Annotated in this window: 26 protein-coding genes and 3 pseudogenes; 12 read left to right on the forward strand and 17 right to left on the reverse strand. The window is 68.7% G+C overall.

Annotated features, from left to right (window positions below):
* Nucleotides 1-138 precede the first annotated feature (138 nt).
* Nucleotides 139-1335, reverse strand: coding sequence for an amidohydrolase (locus ACZ8ZB_RS33920; RefSeq protein WP_470741365.1), 1197 nt, complete (start codon nt 1333-1335; stop codon nt 139-141).
* 194 nt (nt 1336-1529) lie between these two features.
* On the opposite strand from ACZ8ZB_RS33920, the gene ACZ8ZB_RS33925 reads away from it, so the two are divergent.
* From ACZ8ZB_RS33925 to ACZ8ZB_RS33935, 3 genes are all read left to right on the forward strand, one after another.
* Complete coding sequence (locus ACZ8ZB_RS33925; protein ID WP_470741366.1) at nt 1530-2993, forward strand: aminotransferase class I/II-fold pyridoxal phosphate-dependent enzyme; 1464 nt, start codon at nt 1530-1532, stop codon at nt 2991-2993.
* Between the two features lie 398 nt (nt 2994-3391).
* Entirely contained in the window at nt 3392-5887 is a 2496-nt protein-coding gene (locus ACZ8ZB_RS33930) for a molybdopterin oxidoreductase family protein (protein ID WP_470741367.1), read from the forward strand.
* Nucleotides 5884-6426, forward strand: a complete 543-nt coding sequence (locus tag ACZ8ZB_RS33935; protein ID WP_470741368.1) for a hypothetical protein — start codon at nt 5884-5886, stop codon at nt 6424-6426. Before ACZ8ZB_RS33930 ends, ACZ8ZB_RS33935 begins: the two co-directional genes overlap by 4 nt.
* Here ACZ8ZB_RS33935 and ACZ8ZB_RS33940 read toward each other — a convergent pair.
* Both ACZ8ZB_RS33940 and ACZ8ZB_RS33945 read right to left on the reverse strand, forming a co-directional pair.
* Nucleotides 6395-6778, reverse strand: a pseudogene (locus ACZ8ZB_RS33940) (IS982 family transposase); the annotation flags it as partial. The gene ACZ8ZB_RS33935 and the pseudogene ACZ8ZB_RS33940 overlap by 32 nt on opposite strands.
* 216 nt (nt 6779-6994) lie before the next feature.
* On the reverse strand, nt 6995-7519 hold the full coding sequence (locus tag ACZ8ZB_RS33945) for a hypothetical protein (protein ID WP_470741369.1): 525 nt from the start codon (nt 7517-7519) through the stop codon (nt 6995-6997).
* 19 nt (nt 7520-7538) lie between these two features.
* On the opposite strand from ACZ8ZB_RS33945, the gene ACZ8ZB_RS33950 reads away from it, so the two are divergent.
* From ACZ8ZB_RS33950 to ACZ8ZB_RS33960, 3 genes are all read left to right on the forward strand, one after another.
* Nucleotides 7539-7736 (forward strand): hypothetical protein, encoded by a 198-nt coding sequence (locus ACZ8ZB_RS33950; protein WP_470741370.1) that lies wholly within the window; start codon nt 7539-7541, stop codon nt 7734-7736.
* Nucleotides 7737-8022: 286 nt separating this feature from the next.
* Nucleotides 8023-8865 carry an SDR family oxidoreductase gene (locus ACZ8ZB_RS33955; protein ID WP_470741371.1) on the forward strand — a complete coding sequence of 281 codons (843 nt, stop codon included), beginning with the start codon at nt 8023-8025 and terminating at the stop codon, nt 8863-8865.
* A 228-nt stretch (nt 8866-9093) separates the two neighbouring features.
* Nucleotides 9094-9645 (forward strand): hypothetical protein, encoded by a 552-nt coding sequence (locus tag ACZ8ZB_RS33960; protein WP_470741654.1) that lies wholly within the window; start codon nt 9094-9096, stop codon nt 9643-9645.
* Here ACZ8ZB_RS33960 and ACZ8ZB_RS33965 read toward each other — a convergent pair.
* From ACZ8ZB_RS33965 to ACZ8ZB_RS33990, 6 genes are all read right to left on the reverse strand, one after another.
* Nucleotides 9593-10387 carry an IS5 family transposase gene (locus ACZ8ZB_RS33965; protein ID WP_470741372.1) on the reverse strand — a complete coding sequence of 265 codons (795 nt, stop codon included), beginning with the start codon at nt 10385-10387 and terminating at the stop codon, nt 9593-9595. The two genes, ACZ8ZB_RS33960 and ACZ8ZB_RS33965, sit on opposite strands and share 53 nt — an antisense overlap.
* A 327-nt stretch (nt 10388-10714) precedes the next feature.
* The gene (locus tag ACZ8ZB_RS33970) at nt 10715-11155 is read right to left on the reverse strand and encodes a thioredoxin domain-containing protein (RefSeq protein WP_470741373.1); all 441 of its coding nucleotides are present in this window, start codon (nt 11153-11155) and stop codon (nt 10715-10717) included.
* Nucleotides 11156-11253: 98 nt separating this feature from the next.
* Nucleotides 11254-11652, reverse strand: coding sequence for a hypothetical protein (locus ACZ8ZB_RS33975; RefSeq protein WP_351995370.1), 399 nt, complete (start codon nt 11650-11652; stop codon nt 11254-11256).
* Nucleotides 11649-12497, reverse strand: coding sequence for an IS5 family transposase (locus ACZ8ZB_RS33980; protein WP_470741374.1), 849 nt, complete (start codon nt 12495-12497; stop codon nt 11649-11651). The genes ACZ8ZB_RS33975 and ACZ8ZB_RS33980 overlap by 4 nt, the downstream gene beginning before the upstream one ends.
* A gap of 393 nt (nt 12498-12890) precedes the next feature.
* On the reverse strand, nt 12891-13388 hold the full coding sequence (locus ACZ8ZB_RS33985) for a lamin tail domain-containing protein (RefSeq protein WP_470741375.1): 498 nt from the start codon (nt 13386-13388) through the stop codon (nt 12891-12893).
* 427 nt (nt 13389-13815) lie between these two features.
* A complete protein-coding gene (locus tag ACZ8ZB_RS33990) occupies nt 13816-16242 on the reverse strand; it encodes a SpoIIE family protein phosphatase (protein WP_470741376.1) in 2427 nt (808 codons plus the stop codon).
* Between the two features lie 221 nt (nt 16243-16463).
* Here ACZ8ZB_RS33990 and ACZ8ZB_RS33995 point away from each other — a divergent pair, with 221 nt between their 5' ends.
* Complete coding sequence (locus ACZ8ZB_RS33995) at nt 16464-16808, forward strand: hypothetical protein (RefSeq protein WP_470741377.1); 345 nt, start codon at nt 16464-16466, stop codon at nt 16806-16808.
* 45 nt (nt 16809-16853) lie between these two features.
* On the opposite strand, the pseudogene ACZ8ZB_RS34000 reads toward ACZ8ZB_RS33995, so the two are convergent.
* From ACZ8ZB_RS34000 to ACZ8ZB_RS34010, 3 genes and pseudogenes are all read right to left on the reverse strand, one after another.
* A pseudogene (locus ACZ8ZB_RS34000) lies at nt 16854-17306 on the reverse strand (transposase); the annotation flags it as partial.
* 42 nt (nt 17307-17348) lie between these two features.
* Nucleotides 17349-18236 carry an IS3 family transposase gene (locus tag ACZ8ZB_RS34005; RefSeq protein WP_470741378.1) on the reverse strand — a complete coding sequence of 296 codons (888 nt, stop codon included), beginning with the start codon at nt 18234-18236 and terminating at the stop codon, nt 17349-17351.
* Entirely contained in the window at nt 18233-18532 is a 300-nt protein-coding gene (locus ACZ8ZB_RS34010; RefSeq protein ID WP_470741379.1) for a transposase, read from the reverse strand. The genes ACZ8ZB_RS34005 and ACZ8ZB_RS34010 overlap by 4 nt, the downstream gene beginning before the upstream one ends.
* Nucleotides 18533-18738: 206 nt before the next feature.
* Here ACZ8ZB_RS34010 and ACZ8ZB_RS34015 point away from each other — a divergent pair, with 206 nt between their 5' ends.
* From ACZ8ZB_RS34015 to ACZ8ZB_RS34025, 3 genes are read left to right on the forward strand one after another with little or no spacing between them, the layout of a single operon-like run.
* Nucleotides 18739-18957, forward strand: a complete 219-nt coding sequence (locus ACZ8ZB_RS34015; RefSeq protein ID WP_470741380.1) for a hypothetical protein — start codon at nt 18739-18741, stop codon at nt 18955-18957.
* 33 nt (nt 18958-18990) lie between these two features.
* Nucleotides 18991-19164, forward strand: coding sequence for a thiaminase II/PqqC family protein (locus ACZ8ZB_RS34020; RefSeq protein ID WP_470741381.1), 174 nt, complete (start codon nt 18991-18993; stop codon nt 19162-19164).
* Nucleotides 19165-19217: 53 nt separating this feature from the next.
* A complete protein-coding gene (locus tag ACZ8ZB_RS34025; RefSeq protein WP_470741382.1) occupies nt 19218-20279 on the forward strand; it encodes an IS630 family transposase in 1062 nt (353 codons plus the stop codon).
* Nucleotides 20280-20474: 195 nt separating this feature from the next.
* Here ACZ8ZB_RS34025 and ACZ8ZB_RS34030 read toward each other — a convergent pair whose 3' ends face one another.
* The 5 genes and pseudogenes from ACZ8ZB_RS34030 to ACZ8ZB_RS34050 all read right to left on the reverse strand — a co-directional run bounded on the left by ACZ8ZB_RS34030 (nt 20475) and on the right by ACZ8ZB_RS34050 (nt 23654).
* A complete protein-coding gene (locus ACZ8ZB_RS34030) occupies nt 20475-20723 on the reverse strand; it encodes a hypothetical protein (RefSeq protein ID WP_365424050.1) in 249 nt (82 codons plus the stop codon).
* A 309-nt stretch (nt 20724-21032) separates the two neighbouring features.
* The gene (locus ACZ8ZB_RS34035; protein WP_106416668.1) at nt 21033-21338 is read right to left on the reverse strand and encodes a transposase; all 306 of its coding nucleotides are present in this window, start codon (nt 21336-21338) and stop codon (nt 21033-21035) included.
* Nucleotides 21339-21403: 65 nt separating this feature from the next.
* Nucleotides 21404-21826 (reverse strand): annotated as a pseudogene (locus ACZ8ZB_RS34040) (IS6 family transposase); the annotation flags it as partial.
* A gap of 59 nt (nt 21827-21885) precedes the next feature.
* A complete protein-coding gene (locus tag ACZ8ZB_RS34045) occupies nt 21886-22668 on the reverse strand; it encodes a transposase (RefSeq protein WP_470741383.1) in 783 nt (260 codons plus the stop codon).
* Between the two features lie 359 nt (nt 22669-23027).
* Complete coding sequence (locus ACZ8ZB_RS34050) at nt 23028-23654, reverse strand: hypothetical protein (RefSeq protein WP_470741384.1); 627 nt, start codon at nt 23652-23654, stop codon at nt 23028-23030.
* Nucleotides 23655-24015: 361 nt separating this feature from the next.
* On the opposite strand from ACZ8ZB_RS34050, the gene ACZ8ZB_RS34055 reads away from it, so the two are divergent.
* Together ACZ8ZB_RS34055 and ACZ8ZB_RS34060 are read left to right on the forward strand one after the other, a co-directional pair.
* Nucleotides 24016-24824, forward strand: a protein-coding gene (locus ACZ8ZB_RS34055; protein ID WP_470735650.1) for an IS5 family transposase whose coding sequence is annotated in 2 segments (ribosomal slippage) — nt 24016-24372 and nt 24375-24824 — 807 coding nt in all. Because the reading frame shifts where the segments join, the coding sequence is not laid out codon by codon here.
* Between the two features lie 59 nt (nt 24825-24883).
* Nucleotides 24884-25701, forward strand: a protein-coding gene (locus ACZ8ZB_RS34060; protein ID WP_470735649.1) for an IS5 family transposase whose coding sequence is annotated in 2 segments (ribosomal slippage) — nt 24884-25231 and nt 25234-25701 — 816 coding nt in all. Because the reading frame shifts where the segments join, the coding sequence is not laid out codon by codon here.
* Nucleotides 25702-26237 lie beyond the last annotated feature (536 nt).

Raw genomic sequence — 26237 nt, forward strand, 5'->3', positions numbered from 1 at the left:
GTCGGCACTGGCACGGCTTTTCCCGGCGGAGCCACCAGCCGGGTCCCGGCAACGGCAAGTGGTTCCGTGAACGCACCGCGGCAAGACCACCGGCGGACGCAGCCTCCGGCGCCGACGATGGCCGCGCCCGGACACGGCTCAGCATCCCGCCTCCCGGTGCAGTCTCCACGCCTCCTCGCGCAAGTCCGCATTGAAGAGCAGGTCCGCGGCCGTGCAGGCCAGCGCGCCGGTGACGGCGACGAGCACGTCGCGGGCCCGCGGGGAGGCGGCTGCCGCGGCGAACTCGGGGGTGTGGTCGGACCCGTCGTCCATGATGGCGACGAAGGGATGGATGGCGGGCACGCGTGTACTGACGTTGCCGATGTCCGACGATCCCAGGTAGACGCCCGGTGCGGGCGGCGTCAGCTCGATCCCCGCCCCGGACAGGTGCTCGGCGAACGTCTCGGACAGCGGGCCGCTGTCACGGAAGTGCTCGTAGCGGAGCGTGGCCCGTTCCACCTCGGCCCGGGTGCCCGTGGCGTGGGCGACGCCCTCGGCGGCGGCGCGCAACCGCCCGGTCAGGTCCTCCAACGCCTCGGTCGTCGCCGCGCGCAGGCCGAACAGTCCTTCCGCGTACTCCGGGACGATGTTGGTGGCCTTGCCCCCGTCGGTGACGATCCCCTGGATGTGGGAGGCCGCCGGCAGACGCCTGCCCAGGGCGGTCAGGACGTTGAACAGCTCGACCAGCGCCAGGAGGGCGTCGACGCCCTCGGTCGGGTTGCCGGTGGGGTGTGCGGCGCGGCCGTGGAAGGCCACCCGGTACTGCACCTGCGCGGTCAGCGGGGCCCGCGTCCAGTCGTACACGCCCGGGTGGAACATCAGCGCGGCGTCGACGTCGTCGAACACGCCGGCCTCCACCTCCAGGACCTTTCCGCCCCCGCCCTCCTCGGCCGGCGTCCCGACCGCCATGACGCGTCCGGCCGAGGCGTCCAGCACCGTGTCCAGCGCGAGCGCCGCTCCCAGACCGGCGGCCGCGATGAGGTTGTGCCCGCAGGCGTGGCCGAGACCCGGCAGGGCGTCGTACTCCAGCAGCAGGGCCACGGCGGGACGCCCGTGGCCCGAACGGGCGGTGAACGCGGTGGGCATTCCGGCCGTCCCGCGCTCGACCTCGAAACCGGCGCTCTCCAGCGCGCCCGTCAGCAGCGCCGCGGCCCGGTGCTCGGAGAAGGCGTGCTCGGGGTGGGCGTGCAACTCGCGGGCGGCCTCCCACAACTGATCCGCCCGTTTCGCTACCTCCGCGCGCAGCCTGTCGTGGACGTCGGCATGCACATCGCCGCCGGAAGGCGTACGGGTCACCTGGCCTCCTCGGATCAAGGTGCGGTCGTCGCTCTTCGCGTCGTGCACCACCGGGTGCCGTCAACCGGGCGTCGTAACACCTCCGGGTTTCGACCGGGGAACCGGTGCAACACGTCCGGTGCGCTCTCGGACGACGCAGAGCGACGTCGCCGTGCCGGAAACGGCCGGGCGGAGGACGACTACTGGGAGGAACGATGGATCACTCGCGGGTACCCGTGCTGGAGGCGCTCGAGGAGTTCCGGCTTCGTGGGGACGTGGTCTTCGGCCCGCCGGGGCACAAGCAGGGCCGAGGCGTGGACCCGCGGGTGGCGGACATCGTCGGGCTCGACGTGTTCCGGTCGGACGTACTGTCCCTCAACGGACTGGACGACCGCCGCCAGTCCCAGGGCGTGCTCGGCCAGGCCCAGGAACTGATGGCCGACGCCGTAGGGGCCGAACAGGCGTTCTTCTCCACCTGTGGCAGCTCCCTGTCGGTCAAGACCGCCATGCTGGCCGTGGCCGGTCCCGGCGAGAAACTGCTGCTGTCCCGCAACGCGCACAAGTCGGTGATCGCGGCCGTCGTCGTCAACGGTGTGGAGCCGATCTGGGTGCACCCGAAGTTCGACACCGAACGACACCTGGCGCACCCACCGGAGCCCGAGGACGTCCGGCGCCGCCTTGAGGAGCACCCGGACGCCAAGGGCATGCTGCTCATCACTCCCACCGACTGGGGCACCTGTGCGGACGTGGCGGGCGTGGCCCGGGTCTGCCACGAGTTCGACGTCCCGCTGATCGTCGACGAGGCGTGGGGGGCCCACCTTCCGTTCCATCCCGGGCTGCCGGCCTGGGGCATGGACGCCGAGGCCGACCTGGTGGTCACCAGCGTCCACAAGATGGGCGGGGCCATCGAGCAGAGCTCCGTCTTCCACCTCCAGTACGACCGGGTGTCGCCGGAGGTCCTCAAGCAGCGGGAGGACCTGCTGGGCACCACCAGCGCCTCCTCCCTGGTCTACGCGACCCTCGACGGCTGGCGCCGTCAGATGGTCGAACACGGACACGATCTTCTGGAGGCCGCGCTGCACCGTGCGGAGCGCATCCGGTCGGCCGTCGGCGATCTGCCCGGCCTGCGGCCCATGGGCGGGGAGGTCGTCGAGGAAGGGTTCGCCGCCGCGTTCGACCCGCTGAAGATGGTGATCGACGTACGGGAACTGGGCATCAGCGGCATGCAGGCGGCCGAGTGGCTGCGGGCGAACCGTCAGGTGGACGTCGGCGGCTCCGACACCTGCCGGATCAGCGCGTCCATCACGCACGCCGACGACGACGAGACCGAGAAGGTCCTGCTGGACGCCCTGCGCGCGCTCGTCGAGGGGGCCGACTCCATCGAGAAGCAGCCGCCGGTGCGCCTGCCCGAGCCCTCGACCCTGGAACTGGAGCAGGCGATGCTGCCGCGGAAGGCGTTCTTCGCCCCGGTGGAGCACGTGTCCGTCGAGCGCGCGGCGGGACGGATCGCCGCGGAGACGATCAGCCCTTACCCGCCGGGGGTGCCTGTCGTCGCTCCCGGTGAAGTCATCACCGACGAGGTGTTGGACTACCTGCGCAGCGGTGTCGAGCACGGGGTCCTGATCCCGGACGCGGCCGACCCTTCGGTCAGGACGCTCCGTGTGGTGGCGCGAGACTGACGACGGTTGCTCGAAGACGTGCTCGGACAACCGGGTCCGAGGTTCCGAGTTCGCCGCTCCCTGGTCGCGGGTGCCGCTGACCGTGACGTCCGCAACTCACCGCGTCCAGAGGCAGACTGATGCGCTGATGTCCGTGGCACTGCCCAGCACCGCGGAGGCGCAGACGACATGTCACCGGAGCAGGAGACGCCTCAACTCGGTATGGCGACACTCGACATCTCGGCCGGCAGGTGACAGGAAGGTCGCCCCGCGATGGCCCCGGTCGGCGGCCGACGCCCCTCCGGTTGCAGCCGGAGGGAATGCCGAGAGCCCCGTGGTGCAGCGTTACACACGGATGGTGCCGGGTACCGATGATGCGGCTGGAGGGTCGGCGCCGGATGCGAGGGAGGAGCTGGAGCATGGACGTTTCGGTGGACCGTATCGCGCGACCCTGGGGCAGTCGTACTCCGTACGGGCGGCACGAGGCGTGGTCCGCGCGGGTGGACACGTGCCTCGCGGAGGGCGTCACACCGGGCGACGTGCAGCAGTGGGTGCGGGCCGCCTCGATCCTGCACTCCGACGGTGACGCGATGGACATCGCGGTCCTGGACGGCCGCATGGTGGGCGTCCGGGGCCGCGCGCAGGACCGGGTGAACCACGGCCGTCTCGGGCCGAAGGACCTCTTCGGCTGGCAGGCCAACGCCTCCGCGGACCGGCTGCGTCGGCCCCTCGTCCGCCAGGACGGCCGTCTGGTCGAGACCGACTGGGCGACCGCGATGGACAGGATCGTGTCCCAGTCCCGGGAACTCCTGGACGAAAGGGGCCCGGGCTCGATCGGTTTCTACACATCCGGTCAGCTGTTCCTCGAGGAGTACTACACACTGGCGGTGCTGGCCCGGGCGGGAATCGGGACGAACCACCTGGACGGCAACACCAGGTTGTGCACCTCGACGGCCGCGGAGGCGCTCAAGGAGTCCTTCGGCTGCGACGGCCAGCCCGGCAGCTACGACGACATCGACCACGCGGACGTCATCGCCCTCTTCGGACACAATCTGGCCGAGACCCAGCCGGTGCAGTGGATGCGCATCCTCGACCGGCTCGAAGGGGGCGACCCGCCCCGCCTGGTCTGTGTGGATCCCCGGCCGACGCAGGTGGCGCGCCGGGCCGCCGTGCACCTGGCCCCGCGCGTCGGGACGAACGTGGCGCTGCTCAACGCGCTGCTGCACGAGACCATCCGCACCGGTCGGGTCGACCACGACTACGTCGCGGCTCACACCGTCGGCTTCGAGGAGCTGGAGGCCCGGGTCAAGGAGTGCACACCAGCGTGGGCCGCTGAAATCTGTGACGTGCCGGCCGCACGCATCGAGGAGGCGGCGGAGATCCTCGGTTCGGCCGACCGTCTGCTGTCGACGGTGCTGCAGGGCGTCTACCAGTCCCACCAAGCCACCGCCGCCGCCGTGCAGGTCAACAACATCCACCTGATCCTCGGGATGCTGGGCCGGCCGGGAGCGGGCATCCTGCAGATGAACGGGCAGCCCACCGCCCAGAACACCCGTGAGTGCGGCGCCAACGGTGACCTGCCGGGCTTCCGGAACTGGCAGAACGACCAGCACGTGACGGACCTGGCGAAGGTGTGGAACGTCGAGCCGGAGCGGATCCCGCACTACGCGCCGCCCACCCACGCGATGCAGATGTTCCGCTACGCCGAGCAGGGCTCGATCCGCATGCTGTGGATCAGTGGCACCAACCCCGCCGTCTCCCTGCCGGAGCTGTCCCGCATCCGCTCGATCCTGTCCCAGGAGCGGCTGTTCGTCGTGGTGCAGGACCTGTTCCTGACCGAGACCGCCCAACTGGCCGACGTGGTGCTGCCCGCCGCGACATGGGGCGAGAAGACCGGCACGTTCACCAACGCCGACCGCACCGTGCACCTGTCCGAGAAGGCCGTCGACCCACCGGGTGGGGCGAAGCCGGACCTGGACATCTTCCTCGACTACGCCGCCCGCATGGACTTCCGCGACAAGGACGGCGGCCCGCTGGTCCACTGGCACGACCCGGAGTCGGCCTTCGAGGCGTGGAAGCGGTGCAGCGCGGGCCGGCCATGTGACTACACCGGCCTCACCTACGGCAAGCTGCGCGGCCCTTCCGGCATCCAGTGGCCGTGCAACGAGCACGCTCCGCAGGGGACGGAACGCCTCTACACCGACGGCGTCAGCTGGGCCCACCCCGACGTGTGCGAGAACTACGGCAAGGACCTCGTCACCGGCGCCTCGGACAGCGTGGTGGAGTACCGCTCCCTCAACCCGGACGGCAAGGCCATGATCAAGGCGGCCGACTACCTGCCGCTCCACGAGATGCCCGACGAGAAGCATCCGTTCCAGCTGACCACCGGCCGGACGATCTACCACTTCCACACCCGCACCAAAACCGGGCGCGCCCCGCAGCTGAACACCGCCGCCCCCGACGTCTGGGTGGAGGTGTCCGTGGCCGACGCGGCCGGGCGGGGTCTGAACGAGGGCGACCTGGTGGAGGTTTCCACCCCGCGCGGTTCTCTGCGAGGACGGGTCCGTGTCACGGACATCCGGCCGGGACTGCTGTTCGTGCCGTTCCACTACGGCTACTGGGACACCCCGGCCGGCCACGGTCCGGACGAGAACACACCCGGGCGCGCCGCCAACGAGACGACCATCACCGACTGGGATCCGGCCTCCAAGCAGCCGCTGTTCAAGACCGCCGCTGCGGCCCTCACCCTCGTCGAACGCGGCGACGGCCGGGCCGCCCCCGCGCCGACCACCACCGCCTCCGCACCGTCCGGGACCGGCAAGGCCGGCGTCCCCCCGACGCAGGGCGGCCCTACCGCGCAGGTCACGCAGTCCGACGAGGCCACGTGGCACGGCCGTGAGGAGGGCACCCGGTGAACGGCGTCACGCTGGTCCTGCGCGCGCTGCACCACGGCGAGAAGCACCTCGCCGAGCACCTGACCGCGGTGGCGGAGCGCCACCGCACCGAGCACGAGATCCACCACGTCGCCACCGATCTGGCCCTCTGGTCCCGTGAACACGTCCAACGACTGGCCGACACGGGCCGCCACTATGGCCTGAACCTCGACGAGGCTCCCGACACCTCCGGCACGGGCGTCCTGACGATGCTCCGTGAGAAGGCGGCTCAGGCCGTGGGACGCCGGCCCGAGCCCGGTCTGCTCCTGCTGCGCGATCTGCGTGACCTGCACTTGGGAGCCACCGAGAACTCCCTGTACTGGGAGATGCTCGCCCAGGCCGCCCAAGCCACCCGGGACGACCGGCTTTTCACCCTCACCGCGCACTGCCACCCGCAGACCCTGCGGCAGATGCGCTGGACCAACACCATGATCAAGAACCTTGGCCCGCAGATCCTGACCAGCCTCCGGATGAATGAGTCCGATGTTCTCAGTGGTCATAGGCGATCAGGGACCATTTGATCTTGGCGCCGGTGGTCCAGTTGTGCCCGATGCCGGCGGCGAGGGCGAGGAGTCTTTGTCCGGTGCGGGCGAAGACTCCGGCCGGGGTTCTGCCACCGTGTTGTTCCAGGCTGAGCTGGCCTTTGAGGGTCTCGAACACGGCCTCGATCCACTGGCGGACACGTGCCGGCCGGCCGTGCCGGACCGGCTCGTCCTTGCGGTCCGGCCGCACCAGATGGACGCCCAGGCGCTCGGTGAGGAACGCCTCGAACTCCCGCCCGGCAAAGCCTTGGCCCGCGAGGATCACCTGCCCGCTGCGGACGAGGTGGTGGTCGCGTTCCAGCAGCGCCGTCTGCCGCGTCGATCCCTCGCCCTGGACCAGATCCAGTAACAGGCAGAAGGCCCAGGCCACCACACCGCCCGCATACACGGCCCTGAGCTGTCGCAACTGACCGACCGAACCCATCGTCACCCTTTTGGGCCGTGTCCTCACGCGTTGCCCCGCCGATCTCCCCGCCACGCGAGTTCACCGCTTCAGAAGACCGCCGATTTTGGGTACCTGCCCACCGTCCCTGCCCTCCCTGGCCGCTCACTCCCGTCGCAGGGCCTGGCGCATCCAGCGGAGGCGGTCCAGGGAGCGGCGGCGCATCCACAGGACCCAGGAGCACAGCGCGACCACGCCGGCCGCGAAGAGAAGGGAGAAGACCTGGGACCCGCTGACGGCCCCCAGGACGAACATGCCGACCGCGACGAGGCCCATGGCGCCGAGCCAGTACGGCAGCCACTTGCCCGCCCGCTCCATCTGACCGAGCTGCTCGGCGACCAGCCGGCGCATGGCCGCCTGCTCCTCGGGGGCCTGCGGCACCTCATGGTGCCGGATCTTCCGGCTCAGATCGGCGAGTCCGCCCACATCGGTGCCCACGGCTCGGGCGGCCCGGCGGCGCTGGACGGCCAGGACCACGACGGCGACCCCGGTGTAGAGAGTGCTCTGGAACACCCAGACAGCAGGGTGCTCGCCCCTGCGGAACAGGGCCGTGATGCCCAGTCCCAGCAGGAAGACCAGGGTCGCCTGCGCGGTCAGACTGCGGTCGAGTAAGCGCTTGAGCGAGAGCACAGCGCAGACCTCCTCAAAGGTGAGTCGGGACAGCGTCGTCGCCTCCCGGATACCCCGCGTTCTCCCGCTCATCGAGGCCGTGCGCAGCCAGGCGATGCCGCAGGTGCGGTCGGCCCAGGACGCGTACTCGTCAGGGTCGGCGGAGCCGGACTTCTGCCACAGGGGGTTGTCACGGACCGGTCTCGTCCCGGCGATGAACTCCGACGGGACCGGGTGATTCCCACTGTGAGTAATAGGGGACCTGGTGGAGCGTCGATCGGTCGGGCATACCCGTCAGTGTCACCCGCAGCACGTCGGGAGACTGGTTGAACGCGCTGTCGACAGGCCGGCCGATCAGTCGGACGGAAACCCGTTCGTGTGCGGTCTTCCAGACCTCTACTTGCACCCCTGGGCCATGGATTGCCCCCGTCTCCCGCCTCGGCCGGGCTGGCCGACCAAGGGGGATCAATGGACTCTGCAGAAGTGGCTCCGGGCGGCATCAGTCGCCCGTAGCGTGAGGCGGCATGACTGTGCTGATCATCGGCGGCAGCGGTTTTCTGGGGGCCGAGCTGGTACGCCAGGCGGTATCCGCGGGTCGCCGCCCGGCCGCCACGTTCCACTCCTGCCCCGGTAACTACGACGGAGCAGCATGGCATCACCTCGACCTCCGCGACCCCCTCCGTCTGGAGGAGGTCTTCAACACGGTGGCTCCGGCCGTGGTGATCAACGCGACGAGCGGCGGAGCGGACTGGGCGGTCACCGCCGAAGGCGGCGTCCGACTCGCCCAGGCCACGGCCGGACGCGGCATCCGTTTGGTGCACGTCTCCAGCGACGCCGTCTTCTCCGGCACAAGCCGCGTCCGGTACGAGGAGTCCTGCCTTCCGGACCCGCTCACCCCGTACGGGGCCGCGAAGGCCGCTGCAGAGACCGCCGTACGTCTCCTGTGCCCCGATGCGGCCGTCGCCCGTACCTCGCTGATCATCGGCAACGGGCGGTCCGAGCACGAGCAGCTGGTACATGCGCTGGCCGACGGCACCCGGCAGGGCGCCTTGTTCACCGACGACATCCGCTGTCCAGTCCACGTCATAGACCTGGCCGCCGCCCTGTGGGAGATCATCCGCTCTGACGCCGCCGGCATCTTCCACCTCGCCGGCCCGGACGCCCTCAGCCGCTACGAGCTGGGCGAGCTCATCGCCCGTCGCGACGGACTCGACCCCGCCCGGCTGCCCTCCGCACGCCGCTCCGGTACGGGACTGCCCGGCGGGCTCGACGTACGACTCGACAGCCGCGCCACCCAGCAGAAGCTGAACACCCGCCTCCGCGGCGCCCGAGAGTTCCTGAGTGAGAACCGCTCGGAGCTGACCTGACAGGCGCGCCTTCCAGCCGTGGGTCAAACTACCGATGGCCGGCAGAAGGGGAGTTGATCCGGGCGCGACCCAGCCAACAGATAAGCGGCCTGCGCAGCCAGCCCATGCACCGGCAGCGTGAAGGCGTCAGAAGCCGTATCTCAACCGAACGTGATCCCTTGATTCCTGCTGGTCAGGCATGGTTTCGCTCGGGTTGAGGGAGGCATCGCGATGTCTTGTGTCCGTTTCATGGTCGAGGGGTGCGCGGTGGCGTCGGTGCTGGGAATGCTGGGGGAGCGAGAGGCGGCTGCCCGCGTGCGGGTGGAGGGCTTGCGGGAGGAAGTCGCGCGGTTGGCTGAGGTGTTGGAGGCCGCGGAGATCGAGCTGGACCGGCGGGTCATCGCACGGGAGGAACTGGTTGAGGCCCTGGCAGTCTCCGCGGCCGAGACCACTGCCGTGACCACGACCGGGGCGGAGGAGGAAGCGGCGCCGGCGTTCGCCCCGGTGCCGGGCTCGACGGTGCCGCCCTGGCGGGAAGGGCTGCCGGTGACGGCTTTGGCACCGGACTATCAGCGGATTGTGGGCGTGCTGGAACAGCAGCGGTCCATGGGCCACGGGCCGCTTCGGGCCAAGGAGAGCGCGGTGGAGCTGGGCCTCGGAGCGACGCCGGCGAAGGTCGAGGGGCTGCGGTCGAAAGCCCGCCGCCTGGCGGAGCGCGGGTGGCTCCGCCTGGAGGCGTCGGGGGCATTCAGTGCCGGCCGGCGGCCCGGGGCCGGGCCAGACGCCGGCTCATCCGTGTGACCATCGACCACCGGATCATCGCCTCGCTGGTGGCGGGCAGGGTCTCGTAGTCCCGGGCCAGACGGCGGGAGTTCATCAGCCATGCGAACGTGCGCTCGGCCACCCACCGCCTCGGCAGCACCACGAACCCTGTCATGTCGTCGGTGCGCTTGACGATCTCCAAGGTCAGAGCGAGCTTGTCCCGGCACCAGCCGACGAGGGAGCCGGTGTAGCCGCCGTCGGCCCAGACAAGGGTGATGTCGCGGTGCAGGCGGCACAGCCGGGTCAGCAGGCCCGCGGCAGCGTCCCGGACGCCGATGTTCGCGGCCGTGACCGCGACGGCCAGGAGCAGACCGAGGGTATCGGTCACGATGTGCCGCTTGCGGCCCGGCACCTTCTTCCCGCCGTCGTAGCCGCGGGAGGCGGCCGGCACCGTCGCGGCGGCCCGCACCGACTGCGCGACGATGATCCCCGCCGTGGGCTCGGCCTCACGGCCCTCGCGCTCACGGACCTTCCCGCGCAGCCGGTCGTGGAACTCGGCGATCAGCCCGTGCTCGCGCCAGCGGCGGAAGAAGGCGTAGACCCGGGCCCAGCCGGGGAAGTCCGCGGGCATCGCCCGCCAGGAGATCCCGCCCGCGACCAGGTAACGGATCGCGTCCAGCAGCTGCCGGTGGCAGTAGCCCTCGGGCCGTCCTCCCCGCCCCTGAAGCCAGGCCGGCACCGGCAACAACGGCCGGATGGCCGCCCACTCCGCGTCCGTCATGTCCGACGGATACCGGCGAACCCGATCGGGATGATCGGCCGCGTTGCCGTACACATGCGCGAGGCAATCGCACGCTACGGCGAGTGAGTTGAAGTCAACGGGCTCGGGCGCGTACAACAACGACAACAGGGCCTCCGGGAACCGCTCGGAATGGGATCGCACCCCCGAGCTACCAGGAGGCCCTGCCTTCATGCGCGTACCGCCGGAAGATCACCCGACCAGGAACTCCGTTCGATCCATACGTTCCAAGATCGGTTGAGATACGGCTTCTGAGAGAGCGGTTCGTGAGCTGATGTCCGTTTCTGTGTGAGGCAGGGGCGGGGCCGCTCATGTGGTGGGAGAGAGTTGTGCACGCACCCATTCGGGATCGGGGTTGACATGCGGCTGGCCCGCCACCATGACGGTCGGCACAGTCTCGGCGTCGTCATTGGCTGCCCTCACCGCCGTCGCCCCAGCCGGGTCGCGCCAGATGTCGACCCAGTGCAGCCGGTTGGCGCTGCGGCCCAACCGGATCCGCAGGCGCAGGCAGTACTTGCAGCCGGCCCTCCAGTAGACGATCGGTCGGCCGTCGACCGCGCTGCGGCGCTGGGCCTCCATCGCGCTGATCGACCGGGGGAACGCCAACGGTGAGTTCAGCCCCGCGAGCAGGACAAACATCAGCAGTAGCAGGGGAACGGCGGCGCCGGGAAACCCCCTGACCGCCCACGCGGTCGCAACGAGCGAGCCGCAGACCAGGAACAGTATCGGCAAGATCCATGCGCGCGTCATGATGACGCAGGCTATCGGTGGCGCGTGAGAGGGAAGCGTGCGTTGGTGTCCATTTCCAGCTGATCAGGAGCAGGGTCGCTGGCCGCGGTGCTCGGCCGCTACTGCTTCCTGGTGAAGCTGCCGACGTCTACCTCGGTGAGGATGCCGAGCTTGACCAGGCGTTTCAGCTTTGCGCGGGTGCCTTCGACGTTCTTCGGCAGCAGTGCGTGGCCGAGGGCTTCGCAGACGTCCTTGGCCCGCAGCGGTCCGGTCGCCCCGTTGAAGAGGGCGAGGATGCGCGGGTAGTCCGGATGCTCGGGCAGGTCCGGTGGGGATGCGGGGAGCCGGTCGGCGAGGCTGGTGATGGTCTTGCGGGTGATCGCGAGGTGCTCCAGGTGCGTCTCGGCCTCCCGCAGCCGGGTCTGAAGGTCGTCGATCTGTGCGCGGAGGTCGTCGGCCAGGGCCCGGGCGGCGTCTTCCTGGAGGTCCAGGGCGTCGAGCAGGGGCTGGAGGTTCACGCTGCCATCGCCTGCGCATCGCGCCAGGTGGGGGTGTTCGCGCCGGTGAGGCGGCGGGTCATCACATGGGTCATCGCCCAGTAGACGCGGGAGACGGAGGAGGATGAGCGGTGCTCGTAGTCGCGGACCAGGCGCCGGTGCAGTATCAAGATCCCGTAGGTCTGCTCGACCCTCCACCGCTTCGGCTGCGGCACGAACCCCTTGACCTGCGGGTCGCGTTGGACGATCTCGACATCGATTCCCAGGCCGGCGCCGTGCATGACGACCTGGTTCTTGAAGCCCTGGTCGACCAGGGCTTTGCGGACGCTTCCGCCGACGTGCTCGGCGACCTGGTTCAGCAGGACGATGCCCGCGGCGTTGTCGTGGGTGTTCGCGGCGAGGACGACGACCGCGATGACCAGGCCGAGAACGTCCACGGCAAGGCCGCGCTTGCGGCCGGACACCCGCTTGGCCGGATCGTGGCCGCTCGTGGCGGCGGGGACCCCGGCGGCCACATGGACACTCTGGGTGTCCAGGACCACCAGGGTCGGGTCCTCTAATCGCCGGGCGCGTTCGCGCACCTGGCAGCGCAGGAGTTCATGAATGACCTGGTCGGTCCCGTCGTCCCGCCAGGCGGCGAAGTAGTAGTACGTCGCACTCTTCTGCGGCAGATCGTGCGGGAGATAGGCCCACTGGCAGCCGGTCCGCCCCTGGTAGAGGATCGCGTTCACGATCTCCCGCATGTCGTAGGCGCCCTGGTGGCCGCTGACCGAACGGTGCCGGTCCTTCCACGCCGTGATCACCGGCTCGATCAACGACCACTGCTCGTCCGATAAGTCACTCGGGTACGGCTTGCGTTCACTCACCCGCCCACATCACCAGATCAACAAGCGCGGACCGGCAGATTCCGCCCCGCAGCCACACCATGAGGTGACAACAGATCCACCCAAAGACTTACGAACCACCCACTAAGGAAAGATGCCTCGCTTCCCGTGAGGAGATGCAGGTGCAAGGCCTGCCTGGCGCTCCACATAAGGAGCCCCGTCCCTGCTGCAGGGGCGGGGCTCCTCGCAGTTCGGTATCGGATCGCTGCCCTGGGAAGGGGACGATCCTGGCGTCTGACGGCCGTAGGGCCGCCGGTGACCGGCAGTCAGGTGCCCGTTCTCCGGTGGTGTGCGGCCTGACCCGCGCCGTTGGGGCAGAAACATGGGGCGGTGCGGTCTGTGCTGGCCGGCCTGCTCGTACCGGGGAGGGACGGGTCAGCCGTGGTAGGTGATGTAGCCGTTGCCGTCGCGGTCGTTGGCCTTCTTGGTGTAGGAGTGCACGTCCGCGCGGGCGCCGCCCGGCTTGTAGAAGTAGATGGTGTCCTTGTCGTTGTTCCAGATGAAGTTGCAGTTCTGGCGGTAGACGACGTTCTTGGCGTCGGAGTCGGTGCCGCGGCCGCCGCGCAGCTTGATGTAGTCGCCGGGCTGCAGGGTGTGGCTCTTGGTGAAGGTGTTGCCGGCGGCGTCCTTAACCTTGTAGCCCTTCAGGTTCACGTTCGCCGTCTTCGAGTAGTTCTTGATCGTCAGGTACTCGTCCTTGGTGTTGCCACCGGAGCACTTGTTGGAGTCCCGGCCCGGGGCGTCGTACTGGACACCCTTGATCTTCAGCGCCGAGGAGTACTCGGCGGCCTGGGCCGGCACGGCCGCGACGAGGCCGAGTGCGGCGACGGCGGCCACGGCCGCGGCGGCGGTCAGGGTGCTGCGGATGCGCATGAGGAATCCCCCCTCAGTGGTGCGGATGGCGCGTGCCGGAGCACACCGAACCTGTGATCACTGTATGGCGGGATGGTGAAGTTGTTGTGAAGTCAGGCAAGGTTGCAGGCATGCCGTCTGACGCGTCGGCAGGGGAGCGGCCGGGGGTAGGCGCGGTGGTGAAGGTGCACCGAGCAGCGCAGTGAGACCGGCGAGCTGTCATTGCGTGCGAGGCCGAGCGTGAGCGGATGCGTCAGCCCCGGATGCCGCGGGGAGGGACGTGTGAGGTGGCGGGTACGGTCCCGCGCCCTGGTGACAGGGCCTGCTGGGTGTCCGCCGGCTGCGGGGCGTGGCGCTGGGCGGTGCCCGTCCCGGCCTGGGTGCAGGTACTTGACGTGGTGGCGGTGGGCGCTTTGCAGGCGCCGGTTTTGGTTGCGGGGATCTCGTGTCAGGCTGTCAGAGGTATCTCGGCCCAGATCGTCTTGCCCTGTGTGGCGTGGCGGGTGCCCCAGTGCCAGGCGAACTGGGCGACGAGGAGCAGTCCGCGTCCGCCCTCGTCGAAGGTGCGGGCGCGGCGCAGGTGCGGGGAGGTGCTGCTGGCGTCGGAGACCTCGCAGATGAGGCTGCCGTCGTGGATCAGCCGCAGCTGGATGGGGGGCCGGCCGTAGCGGATGGCGTTGGTGACCAGCTCGCTGACCACCAGCTCGGTGACGAAGGCGGACTCGTCCAGCCCCCAGGCCGTCAGCTGGTCGGTGGCCTGTTTGCGTGCCTGGGCGACGACGACGGGCTCCGGGGGCAGACTCCAGGTGGCGACCTGGCCGGCTCCCAGGGCGCGGGTGCGGGCGAGGAGCAGGGCGATGTCGTCATCGGGAGGGACGGGCAGCAGCGTTGCGAGCACGTCGTCGCAGAGCGTGTCCAACACCTGCGTGGGCCGGGTGAGGGTTTGGCGCAGCACACCGAGCCTCTCGTCGATCTCATGGCCGCGGGCTTCGATGAGGCCGTCGGTGTACAGGGCGAGGAGGCTGCCCTCGGGCAGCTCGACCTCGCATGCCTCGAAGGGCAGGCCTCCCAAGCCGAGTGGTGGGCTCGCGGGGAGGTCGAGGAAGACCGCTTCGCCGTCCGGGGTCACCACGACGGGCGGCGGGTGGCCGGCACGGGCCAGGCAGCAGCGGCAGGAGACGGGGTCGTAGACCGCGTAGAGACAGGTGGCGCCGATGTCTCCGGCGATGTCGGCGTCGGCCGCGGCCTCGCAGGACAGGCGGATGACGACGTCGTCGAGGTGGGTGAGCAGCTCGTCGGGCGGCAGGTCGATGTCGGCCAGGGTCCGCACGGCCGTACGCAGCCGCCCCATGGTGGCGGAGGCCTGGACCCCGTGGCCGACGACATCGCCGACCACCAGGGCGACCCGGGCGCCGGAGAGCGGGATGACGTCGAACCAGTCACCGCCCACGCCGGCCCGGCCTCCGGCGGGCAGGTAGCGGGAGGCGGCCTCGACTGCCGGCTGGCAGGGCAGTGTCATGGGCAGCAGACTGCGCTGCAGGGTCATGGCCGTAATGCGCTCACGGGTGTAGCGACGGGCGTTGTCGATGCACACCGCGGCCCTGGCCGTGATCTCCTCGGCCAGCAGGACGTCGTCCTGCGCGAACGCCTCCGGGTGTCGGGTGCGGCCCAGGAAGACCGAGCCGAGAGTGACACCACGAGCGCGCATCGGCACCACCATCACCGAGAGCGCCCCGGACCGGAGGAGCCGGGTGGCCCGCTCGGGGTCCTGGGCCGTCCATCGGGCCATGGAGGCGTCGTTCACCTCGTACACCGCGGAACGGCCGGTGGCCAGACACTCGGCCGTGGGCGCGGACGCTGGGTACGCCACCGTGCTCCCCAGCCGGAGCATGATGTCGAGGAGGGCATCGGTGCCTGCCTGCCGTGCGGTCCGGCGCATGGTGACCGGGCCACGCGGCGGACCGTCGGGCGGCTCCTCGCCGCGATGGATGAACTCCAGCAGATCGACGGATGCGTAGTCCGCGAGCCGGGGGACGACCACGTCGGTCAGTTCCTGCGCGGTACGAGTGACGTCCAGGGTGCTGCCGATGCGGTTGCCGGCCTCATTGACCAGCAGCAGCCGCTGGCGGGCCAGGTACTGCTCGGTGATGTCGAGAAGCACGACGGACGATCCCTGCACCTGGCCGAGGTGGTTCTTCAACGGAGAGAGGAACACCGACCAGAAACGCCCCCGTGACTCGCCGGGTGCTCGGAGGTGCCGGACCACGTGCACGGGCTCCCCGGTGCGCACCACCCGATCTTGGAGCTCTGTGAATTCGTCGTATGCCGGACTGGGCAGGAAGTCCCTGAGGCGGCGCCCTCGTATCTGCTCCTCGGGCAGGCCCACTATCCGGGCTATCACGTCGTTGGCTCCCACCGCCCGGTTGTCCTGGTCGTAGAACGCCACGGCGACTGGGAGCTGGGACAGGGCGAGTTCCCCCAGCAGGGGGCCCTTGTCCTCAGGCAGGCTCGGGGCATTCGGAACCGAGGCCGTGAGGACCCATTGGGCCTGTCCGTTCCCGTCCGGGCACGGACAGGCCCTGACCGTCATGTCCACCGTCCGGCCGTCCCGGTGCCGAGCCGGGAGGACGCCGTACCACGGCTCCTGTTCCGCCAGACGACGCAGGGCTGACGGGGGAAGGTGCGAGACGAGAAGATCGGTCGCGGGGCGTGAGACGGCCTCCCCAGGTGCGTAACCGAGCAGGCTCCGGGCTTCCTCGCTCCACCCCGTGATCACACCCCGCTCGTCGGCGATGGCGACGGCGATGGTCGTCGTGGTGTACGGCTCGGGCGTGCCCTCGGGCCGACCCTCAGCGCCGTTGTCCTGTAGTGCCATTTTCACCCATTTCATCCCAGTAAAGGATATTTTATCGTCCGGGTGCTCCGGCTGGCGGCAGCCCCGCGGCGACCCGCACCGGGGAGATGGTGACGTTGCCCGTGCGCGACGCGCTCGACCAGCTGCCGGTGTGGGTCGAGGACCGCACCGGCTATGAGCGCTCCAAGTGCCGGCACTGAACCGACGCCGACAAAGACGGCTGCAACACCCGACAGGAGGTCTTGAAGGCCGAAGCGGTCGTCGCACAGCTCCAGGAGGCGCGGTGCACACTGGCCGGCGGGGAGCGGGACTCGCCCTACGACGACCGCTACCTCAACGGCATCCGCAGCCTGGACATCGACCACCATCTGGCCCCGCTTGCCGAGGCCTGGGACTCCGGCGCCTACAACTGGACCGCAGCTGAGCACAAGGCCTACATCAACGACCTCGGGGACGCGCGGGCGCTGATCGCGGTGTCGGCGGCGTCGAACCGGTCGAAGGCGGACCAGGTCCCGCCACCTGGCTTCCCCCGGTCACCGGCTACCGCTGCCAGTACGACACCGACTGAACTGTTCCGGGTTCGGTAGAGATCTCGGAGTGTCCTGAGTTTGATGGAGTCGTGTCGCTTGGTTTTACGCTACAGGTGCTGCACGTAGTTCGTACTCGACCGGAGTGAGCATCTCCAGGGCCGAGTGCCTGCGCTGGCGGTTATGGAAGATCTCCAGGTGCTCGGCGGTGGCGAGCTCGACGTCGGACAGCGTCTTCCACGGCCGCCTGGGCTTGATCAACTCGGTCTTGAACAGGCCGATCGTGCTCTCCATCAGGGCGTTGTCGCAAGCGTCGCCCACCGATCCGATAGAGGCGGCGATGCCGGCGGCCTCCAGGTGGCCGGCGAGCCGGAAACTCGTGTACTGCGACCCGGCATCCGAATGATGTATCAATTCACCCGGTTGAATTGGGTGTTGGTCGCGATCGCGTTGCCAGATCGACATCTCCAGGGCGTCCAGCACGAAGACCGTCTCCTTCACGGTGGCCGCGGACCAGCCGACGATCCGGCGGGAGAAGGTGTCCACGACGAAGGCGACGTAGACAACTGAAGTTTCCCCGTGATTCCGGACACGTGATCGTTATGCCGCGAGGGTGTGCTGCTGCCGCTGCCTGGTCTCGGCCGGGGTGAGATAGCCGAAAGTCCGGTGCTTGCGCAGGCGGCGGCGGTTGTAGAAGGTCTCGATGAAGGAGAAGACCTCGGCTCGGGCAGTGGCCCGGTCGGGCCAGGTGCGGGTGCCGATCTCCTCTTTGAGTAGGGCCCAGAAACTCTCCGCGGCGGCGTTGCCGAAGCACGATCCGGTCCGCCCGCAGCTGCCTCGCAGTCCCAACTCACGTATTCGGTCGCGGAATTGGGCCGATGTGTATTCGCTGCCGCGATCGCTGTGGACCACGCAGCCCGGCTCCAGGCCGCCGCGGCCGTGGGCCATGTTGAGAGCGTCGACGACGAGCTCGGCGCGGTGGTGGTCGGCCATGGCGTAGCCGACGACCTCGCGGATGGCCAGGTCCAGCCAGCAGGCGAGGTAGAGCCAGCCTTCGGCGGTGGGCAGGTAGGTGATGTCGCCGACCAGCTTGATGCCGGGCCGCTCGGCGTGGAAGTCGCGGCCGATCAGGTCCGGGGCCGGCGTCGCCTTCTTGTCGGGCCGGGTCAGCGAACGCCGTCTGCGCCGGGTGACACCACGGATGTCGCGCTCACGCATCACACGGGCGATGCGCTTGCGGTTCACCTGCCGTCCCAGGCGGCGTAGTTCGGCGTGGATGCGCGGGACACCGTAGGTGTGGCGAGAGGCGATGTGCACCACGGTGATCTCGTGCGCGAGCGCATCGTCGGCGGCTTGCCGGGCACGGCGGGCCGCCTCGCCCTCGCACCATGCGTAGTAGGAGGAGCGGGCGACTTTCAGCACCCGGCACAGCAGGCCGATCGGGTACGTCGCCTTCTCCGCATGGATCAACCGGTACAGCTCGCTCACCGGTCGTTCTCCTTCACGAAGAAGGCCGTCGCTTTTTTCAGGATCTCGATCGTCTGCTGCTGTTCGCGGACCTCCTTGCGCAGCCGCTTGAGCTCCTCGCGCTCGGCACTGGTCAGCTCACCGGACTCGCCCTCGCCCCGGTCGGCCTTGGCCTTGCGGTACCAGCCGCGCAGGGACTCCGAGCTGATGCCGAGTTCCCGGGCGACGGCGGTGACCGTCTTGCCCGAGGAGTCGACGAGCGCGATCGCGTCCCGCTTGAACTCCTCGGTGTACCGCTTTGTGTACTTGCTTCCCACCTGGTGCTACTTCCTCTGGAACCTCAAGATCCCAGTCTCCAGGTGTCCACGATCAAGGGGAAGCTTCACGGCCGTAGCCCCCCTTCCACCGGACGGCCGTATTTCCTGTCGGCCGTCGGACGCGTAACACCGTCCGTGTGCGCGGCTTTCCCCGGAACCCCCGAGAACCATTCCGGCCGGATGTTCCGGGCCGACAAGGCCGTTCCGTGAACAGCTTTCCGGTGTTCACCGGACCGAACATTGCCGATGCTTCGCGGGAATCGTTACTCTCGCTCCCGCTCACTCGCAAAAACCGTTCTGTGAAAAAGAGCAGTGGCATGGAAACCTCCGACAAGGAACTGTGCGCCAAGAAGGTCTGGCAGCGTTCCGATTTCGTTTCCTTCGACACCGGGATGGAAGTTACCGCCTACTTCAGCCGCGACTGACACACCGTTGCAGGAAAGGACACAGGCATACCGATGTCCGTGACGCTCGAGGCCGACGCCCCTCTCAGCGAGGCCGATTTCAGGCAGGCGCTGCACGCGCTGGAGTCGTCCTACTGGGACCGGCACCCGTTCCACCAGCGGATGCACGAAGGTCTGCTGGACAAGGGGGAGCTGCGACTGTGGGCGGCCAACCGCTGGTACTATTGATCAGAAACTCATATTGATCCGAAACGGTTCGGGTTCTGGGTCGTTGGTGGTGTGTGAGCGATCTGGTGGGGGACGCGCGGCATCTGTCGCCGTCGGCGCGGGAGGCCCTGCGGTTGCGGGCAGTGGCCGCGTTGGTGGCGAGGCGGGACCGTGAGGACGTCGCGGCGGTGTTCGGGGTGTCGCTGAAGGCGGTGGACGGCTGGTGGGCGAAGTGGCAGGCCGGTGGCCGGGAGTCGTTGGTCATGCGGCCGCGGGGCAAGCCGGTGGGTGTGCATCAGGTGCTGGACGAGGCCGAGCAGGCCGCCGTGCGGCAGGCCGTCCTGGATCATCGGCCCTGTGACGTGGGGCTGAGCGGGCAGTTGTGGACGCGGCGGCTGGTGGGTGAGCTGATCGCGAAGCTGTACCGGGTGCGGCTGACCGAGCCGGGGGTGGGCAAGTACCTCAAGCGGTGGGGACTGTCGTTCCAGCGGCCGGACAAGCGGGCCGTCGAGCAGGACCCGCAGGCTGTCCGGCGCTGGCACGAGGAGACCTGGCCGAAGATCCGTGCGCGGGCGAAGAAGGACGGCGGCGAGATCCTCTTCGCCGACCAGGTCGGCGTCCGCTCCGACCAGGTCACCGGCCGTACCTGGGGTGAGAAGGGCAGGACGCCCGTGGTGCGGCGGAGCGGGAACCGGTTCTCGGTGAACGCCATGTCGGCGATCAGCACCAAGGGCCGGATGCACTTCATGGTCTTCGCCGAGCACTTCACCGCCGAGGTGATGTGCCGCTTCCTGGACCGGCTCGCCGGCCACTTCGACCACAAGGTCCATCTCGTGGTCGACGGGCACTCTGCCCACCGCTCCAGGAAGGTTCGCGCCTGGCTCGCCGCCCACCCCGACGACGTCGAGCTGCACTTCTTGCCGCCGTACTCGCCCGAGCTCAACCCTGATGAACTGGTCAACGCCGACCTCAAGCACAGCTTGCCCAAGCAGCACCGGGCCCGCGATCAAACCGAACTCGCCGCCGAGACGCGCCGATTCTTCCGCAGACGCCAGCGGCAACCGCACATCGTCTGCGGCTACTTCGGCGGCCCCACCGTCCGTTACACCCTGGACGAGAACCCTATGAGTTTCTGATCAATACCAGCGCGAGCACTCCGCGAACCGGTCACACCAGCCCTTCTGCCTGCGTCTTCAGGTTGGCGGAGGCTCAGTGAAATGGTCCACCGACCGAGTCGATGGACCGTTCACCACGGCTGAAGGAAATGCAGCCGCGTCAGGCGCGCCCCCTGATTCTTCCCTGCCGGACGGACAGCCCGCTTCCGACGCGCCCTACCACCAGGTCAGAACCCAGACCGGCTCGCGCTTCGGGTTGCAGGTGAACCCGATGGCGGTCCCATTGGCGACCATTCCGTTGCCACGGATGACGCACACCTCGGCGGTGAGGATTTCTTCCTTGTGAATGACCACGGCCGACGCGCTCGATGTACCGGCGATGGACATCATCACGGCAGCCGCGGTGACACCGGCCGCAGCGGTGATCTTACGAAAGCGAGAAGACTTCAATTTTCCCCATTTCACACATGTGATTCCCAGAAGGTTGAGTGCGAGTGGTCCGACCCCGCAGGACGCCGTCAAAAGGTGTTGGTCCACACATACCCTCGGGCGTACCCTCCATCAAAGTCGCACATTTATCGACTCGACGTGATCACATTAACACACCAACAACCTGAAGATCCTGCAGTTCCCCTCGGCGCGCCACGAGTTGACGCGCCGCGAGTCGGCGCGCATCGCGCGGCCCGGAACGCGACCCGCTCCCCGACGGTCGCGCACTGTAAGCGCCCGTACGCATATCCTGAGCGACTCTGTCGGGAATCTTGAGGATTGAGCTCATTTGCCTTGTCGCCACCAGCATTCCCAGGTCAGGTCGCGCGAGTCGGGGTAGAGCTGGAACGCCGTGAGACCTCTGGGGCGGTGATGTGCTCGTGAGGCGAGGCGTTCGATGTTGATGGCGATGCCGGTCAGAACGTGTTGGATGTGGGTCTTTCGGTGGCCGTGGTAGCGGCTGCGGTGGGCTCGGTGGGCGTTGACGAGTTCGCAGATGGTTCCTTCGATGCTGGACCGGGTGGCGTAGAGCCGCTTCCAGCGGGGGTCCTGCTGGTCGGTGCGGTTGGTGGCCTGGAGGGGCGTTGTCACGTTGTTGGGTGCGTGACTGTCTGATGGGGCGTCGGGACGTGGTGGCCGGCGGTCCGGACCTGCGCTCAGGCCGTGGTGGGCAGGTGGGCAGCGCCGGTGACCTGATCCCAGATCGCGAAGCGGATGGTCATCTCGGCGCGGTATCCGGGGGCGGTCATCAGGTGGCGGCGGGGCCGGAAGTGGGGTGAGATACCGCTGAACGCGGACAAGAACCGCTGGGCGGTACCGACGCTGCGGAAGCCCTTCATGGCGCGTTCACGCTGGCGGGTGGGCTGGTGGCTGTTCTCCACCCGGTTGTTGAGGTACTTCGACTGCCGGTGCTCGACGGAGGGCATGACCTCGCGGTGAGCGGCGTCGTAGGAGCGGAGCCTGTCGGTGATGATCACCCGGGGCACAGCGCGGGGCGTCTTCATCAGGCGGCGGAAGAAGCGCCGGGCGGCGACCTTGTCCCGGCGGCTCTGCACGAGGATGTCGAGAACGGTGCCGTCCTAACGAGCTCGTGCACAGTAGGCGGTGAGGCGTCGAGGACTTTGGCGGGGCTCGGTGTTCACCTCGGCCGTGCCGAGGTGAGGTCGACGGTCTGCTGGTGGGACAGCAGGGCGGCGATGGCCTGGACGGTGTCGCTCATGTGCTCGCGGCGGCCGAGGTGGCGGGCCAATGCTCGCCAGTTCTTCAGGTGGGCGATGCCGTGTTCGACTCGGATGCGTCGCGAGGAGTGCGCCTTGCGCTGTCTCTCGTACATCTCCTCGTACCAGTCCGGAGCATTCCTCTTGAACTTGCGGTGTGGTGGTGTGATCACCCGTCCGCCGGTCTGGGCACCCAGGCCCTGATAGCCGGCATCGGCAAGGATCTCCACCGTGGGCCCGTCGGCCAGGAGCTGGACCAGCCCCAACTGGCGGGCGTGGGTGATGTCCGCGCAGCTACCGGGCCTGGTCGGGCTGCAGAACAGCACCCGCCCGTCCTCGTCGGTGACGACCATGGTCTTGACGGCGTTCTGCTTGTTCTTGCCGGAGATGAACGCGTCCCGGTCCTTGCGCCCGGCGGCCGGCCGGCGGACCCGGATCTCGGTGCCGTCGATGATCCCGGTCTTCCCGTCGGCACCGAGGTGGTCGATGACCTCGGACAGGGTCCGCAGCCGCACACCCGGGCCGACGGTGCACCCTCGCTCGGCGAGCAAGGGCCGCACCTCTGCGATGGCGCGGGTGATGGTGGAGCGGTCGACACTGAACCAGCAGGCGAGCACGTCGTGCGTGACCGCGTGCCGGAGGTGCACGAGCGTGGCCAGGAGCCGGTCGACAAACACCAGCCGGTGCTTCGCACCCGCGCCCACAGCACGCTTCCGTGGCCGGGACGCAAGCTTGGCCTGGTGCCGTTCGTGCCACAACGGGCCAAGTTCAGCCACGAGTTCAGCGATCACGTCGGCTGACAGGCCCGTGATCCTCCGGTCACTGATGATCGCTGCATGAGATGCGTTTCCCACCACACGACCATGATCGACGATCAGAAGCTCGACACCTCCCTGCCTACCGTGCACGAGCTCGTTAGGGGAGGGCATGTGACCGGAAGTTCACTGGAGATCCCCTGGGTTCTCCAGTGACATGGATCTGGATCAGCCAGGGGCGGCCTTCCCGAACCACAAAATGACCTTGGTTGCTGGGTAACGGCTGGGCGCGAAGCGGGAATGCGCGGTCACTGCGGAGGTGGGGGCGTGGGTGGTTCGTGGAGGAAGCGGTGCCACTCGAGGAGGGCGCCTTCGCGCATGCGCAGCTCGTGGAGTACGTACGAGCCGGATTTCTGCATAGCCCAGCTGGGCAGCAGGGTGTGGTTTTTGAAGCGGGGGTCTTCGGCCAGCGGGTAGGGCGTACGCAATCCGTGGGCGATCTTGGCCTGGAACTTGGCGTCCCAGTGTGCTGGACCGGTGGGCGCCCCGGGTCCACGGGCGTCGATGATGGCACGCGCGTGATCGACCACCGCCTCGTTGACCGCCTCTTGTAACCGACGGAAGTCGTCGGCTGCGGCACTAGTGGGTCGCCGGATACGGATGTTGTTTGACTCCTGCTCACCGTTCCAGTAGCTGAGGACTCGGTAGTAGTGCATTGTCTTCGTCCCGTCTACGCCGGGGTCCTTGTCACGCATCCACGCCTCCACTGCCATCACGTTGCACAGAGGGACGCGTCCGGTGCGCCCCCAGGGCAGTGGCCACAGCCGGTTCGTAATGCTCAGGGTGTGTCCGTCGAAGGTCAGCCGGACGAACAAGGTCGACGCGGTCAGTGGATAGCGGACGGGCGGCTCACTCGTTCCGTTGAGCTTCGTCATGACCGTAAGTGTGACCGGTGAAAGGCCCGTTGGCACCGTCGCAGTGAAGCCACGTGCCCCTCGTGGTTGAGGCGGCTTCGCGTGCGGGCCCGTAGGACCACGCAGACCGTGGGCGGCACCAGCGGCTCTGAGTCTCGAGCGGTGCCGACGTGACGAACCAGCACGAGCAGGCGGGGCCGGCCCCGTGGTGGGTTCCGCCGCCCGGCACGAGGGGCCGTTCGGCTTCGGTGCCTCCGCACGCCGAAACTTCGACTTTCCGATTTCCGGGGTACCGTTCTGTGGCTGAGGCCCGAGCCTTCCCAATCGTGATTCCTCGCCTAAGACGCCGTTTCTGATGGCGTGATCGTTCGTTGAGCAGTGCATGGCGGATCTGGTGGAGCGGTTGGTGCCGGACGAGTTGTGGACGCTGTTTCGGCGGGTGGTCCCGCCGACGGAGGTCATACGTCCGCAGGGCGGCGGGCGACGGCGGGCCGGTGACCGCGAATGCCTGGCAGCGATCATCTTCGTGGCCACCTCGGGCTGCACCTGGCGGCGGCTGCCGCCGGTGTTCGGGCCGGCCTGGCCCACCGTCTACCGGCGCTTCGCCCAGTGGAGCCAGGCCAGGGTGTGGGCCAGGCTCCACCGGGTCGTCCTCGACGAACTCGGTGCGCGGGGCGAGCTGGACTGGTCGCGGTGCGCGATCGATTCGGTCAGCGTCCGGGCGGCAAAAGGGGGCCTCCAACCGGACCGAATCCGACCGACCGTGGCAAGAGCGGATCTAAAATCCACCTCATCACCGACCGGAACGGCGTGCCGCTGTCGCTGGGCATCTCCGGCGCGAACATGCACGACAGCCTTGGCCTGCAGCCGCTCGTGCGCGGGATTCCGCCCATCCGCTCCCGCCGCGGACCGCGCCGCCGGCGTCCTGCCAAGCTCCACGCCGACAAGGGCTACGACTACGACCACCTGCGGAAATGGCTTCGCGAGCGTCGCATCCGCCACCGCATCGCCCGCAAGGGCATCGAGTCTTCCACCCGGCTGGGCCGACACCGCTGGGTCGTCGAAAGAACGGTCTCCTGGCTGGCCGGCTGCCGCTGCCTGCACCGCCGCTACGAACGCAAGGCCGAACACTTCCTCGCCTTCGTCGGCATAGCCGCAGCCCTCATCGCCCACCGCCGACTCACCAAGTGAAACAACGTCTAAGAGGGTGTCTCACGTGGTGTGAGGTTGATGCGGCATGATGTTTTGCCATGGGTGTTGGTTTGTCGCAGCGGTTGGTTCCTGACGAACTCTGGTCGCTCGTCGCACCGTTGCTGCCTTCGTTCGCTTCCCGTCCGCAGGGAGGCGGTACGGCTCCGGTTGATGAGCGGGCCGTGTTCACGGCTGTGGTGTACGTGCTGACCAGCGGCTGTGCCTGGCGGCATCTGCCGGAGACGTTCGGCGTCTCGCCGGCCCCCGCGCACCGCCGGTTTTCCGCATGGACCAGGGACGGGCTGTGGCGGCGGCTGCACCAGGCTGTTCTGGACGAGCTCGGCGTCCGCGGCGAGGTGGACTGGACCTCGGCCATCGTGGACGCGGCCTCCGTCCGCGCGAAAAGGGGGGATCGCTGACCGGGCGCAATCCGGTCGACCGGGGCAAGAGGGGCAGCAAGCTCCACGTCCTGTCCGACGCCCAGGGCCTCCCTCTCGCTCTTGGCGTCTCCGGCGCGAACGTCCATGGCAGCCAGGCGCTGCTGCCGCTGGTCCTGGGCATCCCCGCCATCCGCTCCCGGCGCGGTCCGCGAAGGCGCCGCCCCGGCAGACTCCGCGCGGACAAGGCGTACCACTCCGCCGACAGGCTGAAGTGGCTGCGCGAGCGGGGCATCGTCCCGCGCATCGCCAGGCCCGGCATCGAGTCCAGCGAACGGCTCGGCCGGCACCGCTGGAAGATCGAACGGTCGATCTCGTGGCTTTTCGGCTACCGCCGCCTGACCGTCCGATACGAGCGAAAGGGCAGCCACTTCCTGGCCTTCCTCGGACTCGCGGCGACCCTGACCTGCTACAAGAAGCTCGCAAAACTCACCACGTGAGACACCCTCTAAGTGGTGGGCCGGATGCCGATGTTAGGTGCTGTATGTGGAGTGCTCAGGAGGTGGCCCGGGACCAGGTCCGGCGCCAGGCAGACGGCCTCGGTATCGCTGCCGTGGCGTTTCCTTTTCCCGCGTCCGTGATCATTCCCCAGCCAAAGAGGGTTGGGGCTGTCACCTATTCCTACCAACTGTACATGCTGCATCAATCTGATGTAGCGCTGACCGGAACCCAGCCCGAACGAGCGACCCCCATCCTCGCAGCCAGCCTGGCCCGCGAAAGCGGGCCCAACGGTCCTAGAGGCGCAGCCGGAAGGACCGTCAGGCGGGGGAGCGCAGCGGACCCGTCGACCCCTGGTCGGAGCGAAGCGCAGGCCAGAAGTGGGACGAAGTCCCGCCGGGCCGGGAGCGCAGCGGACGGCCCGTCAACTCGCTGGCGCGCCAGCGCTCACGCGGAGCGTGAGCGCAACCCCCATGCGCAGCACGGGGGTTCGCTTCTTCGGGCGCAGCCCGAAGGGACCCGCTCCCGCCGGACGGGA

The sequence above is a fragment of the Streptomyces sp. 12E genome, from assembly GCF_055633275.1.

Bases quoted from the DNA above. Each gene is read 5' to 3' on its own strand.
- ACZ8ZB_RS34020 (WP_470741381.1), top strand. From the start codon at position 18,991: ATGTCCGTGACGCTCGAGGCCGACGCCCCTCTCAGCGAGGCCGATTTC.
- ACZ8ZB_RS33930 (WP_470741367.1), top strand. From the start codon at position 3,392: ATGGACGTTTCGGTGGACCGTATCGCGCGACCCTGGGGCAGTCGTACT.
- ACZ8ZB_RS33955 (WP_470741371.1), top strand. From the start codon at position 8,023: ATGACTGTGCTGATCATCGGCGGCAGCGGTTTTCTGGGGGCCGAGCTG.
- ACZ8ZB_RS33965 (WP_470741372.1), bottom strand. From the start codon at position 10,387: ATGACGGACGCGGAGTGGGCGGCCATCCGGCCGTTGTTGCCGGTGCCG.
- ACZ8ZB_RS33925 (WP_470741366.1), top strand. From the start codon at position 1,530: ATGGATCACTCGCGGGTACCCGTGCTGGAGGCGCTCGAGGAGTTCCGG.
- ACZ8ZB_RS33970 (WP_470741373.1), bottom strand. From the start codon at position 11,155: ATGACGCGCGCATGGATCTTGCCGATACTGTTCCTGGTCTGCGGCTCG.
- ACZ8ZB_RS33990 (WP_470741376.1), bottom strand. From the start codon at position 16,242: ATGGCACTACAGGACAACGGCGCTGAGGGTCGGCCCGAGGGCACGCCC.
- ACZ8ZB_RS33985 (WP_470741375.1), bottom strand. From the start codon at position 13,388: ATGCGCATCCGCAGCACCCTGACCGCCGCCGCGGCCGTGGCCGCCGTC.
- ACZ8ZB_RS34050 (WP_470741384.1), bottom strand. From the start codon at position 23,654: ATGACGAAGCTCAACGGAACGAGTGAGCCGCCCGTCCGCTATCCACTG.
- ACZ8ZB_RS33960 (WP_470741654.1), top strand. From the start codon at position 9,094: ATGGTCGAGGGGTGCGCGGTGGCGTCGGTGCTGGGAATGCTGGGGGAG.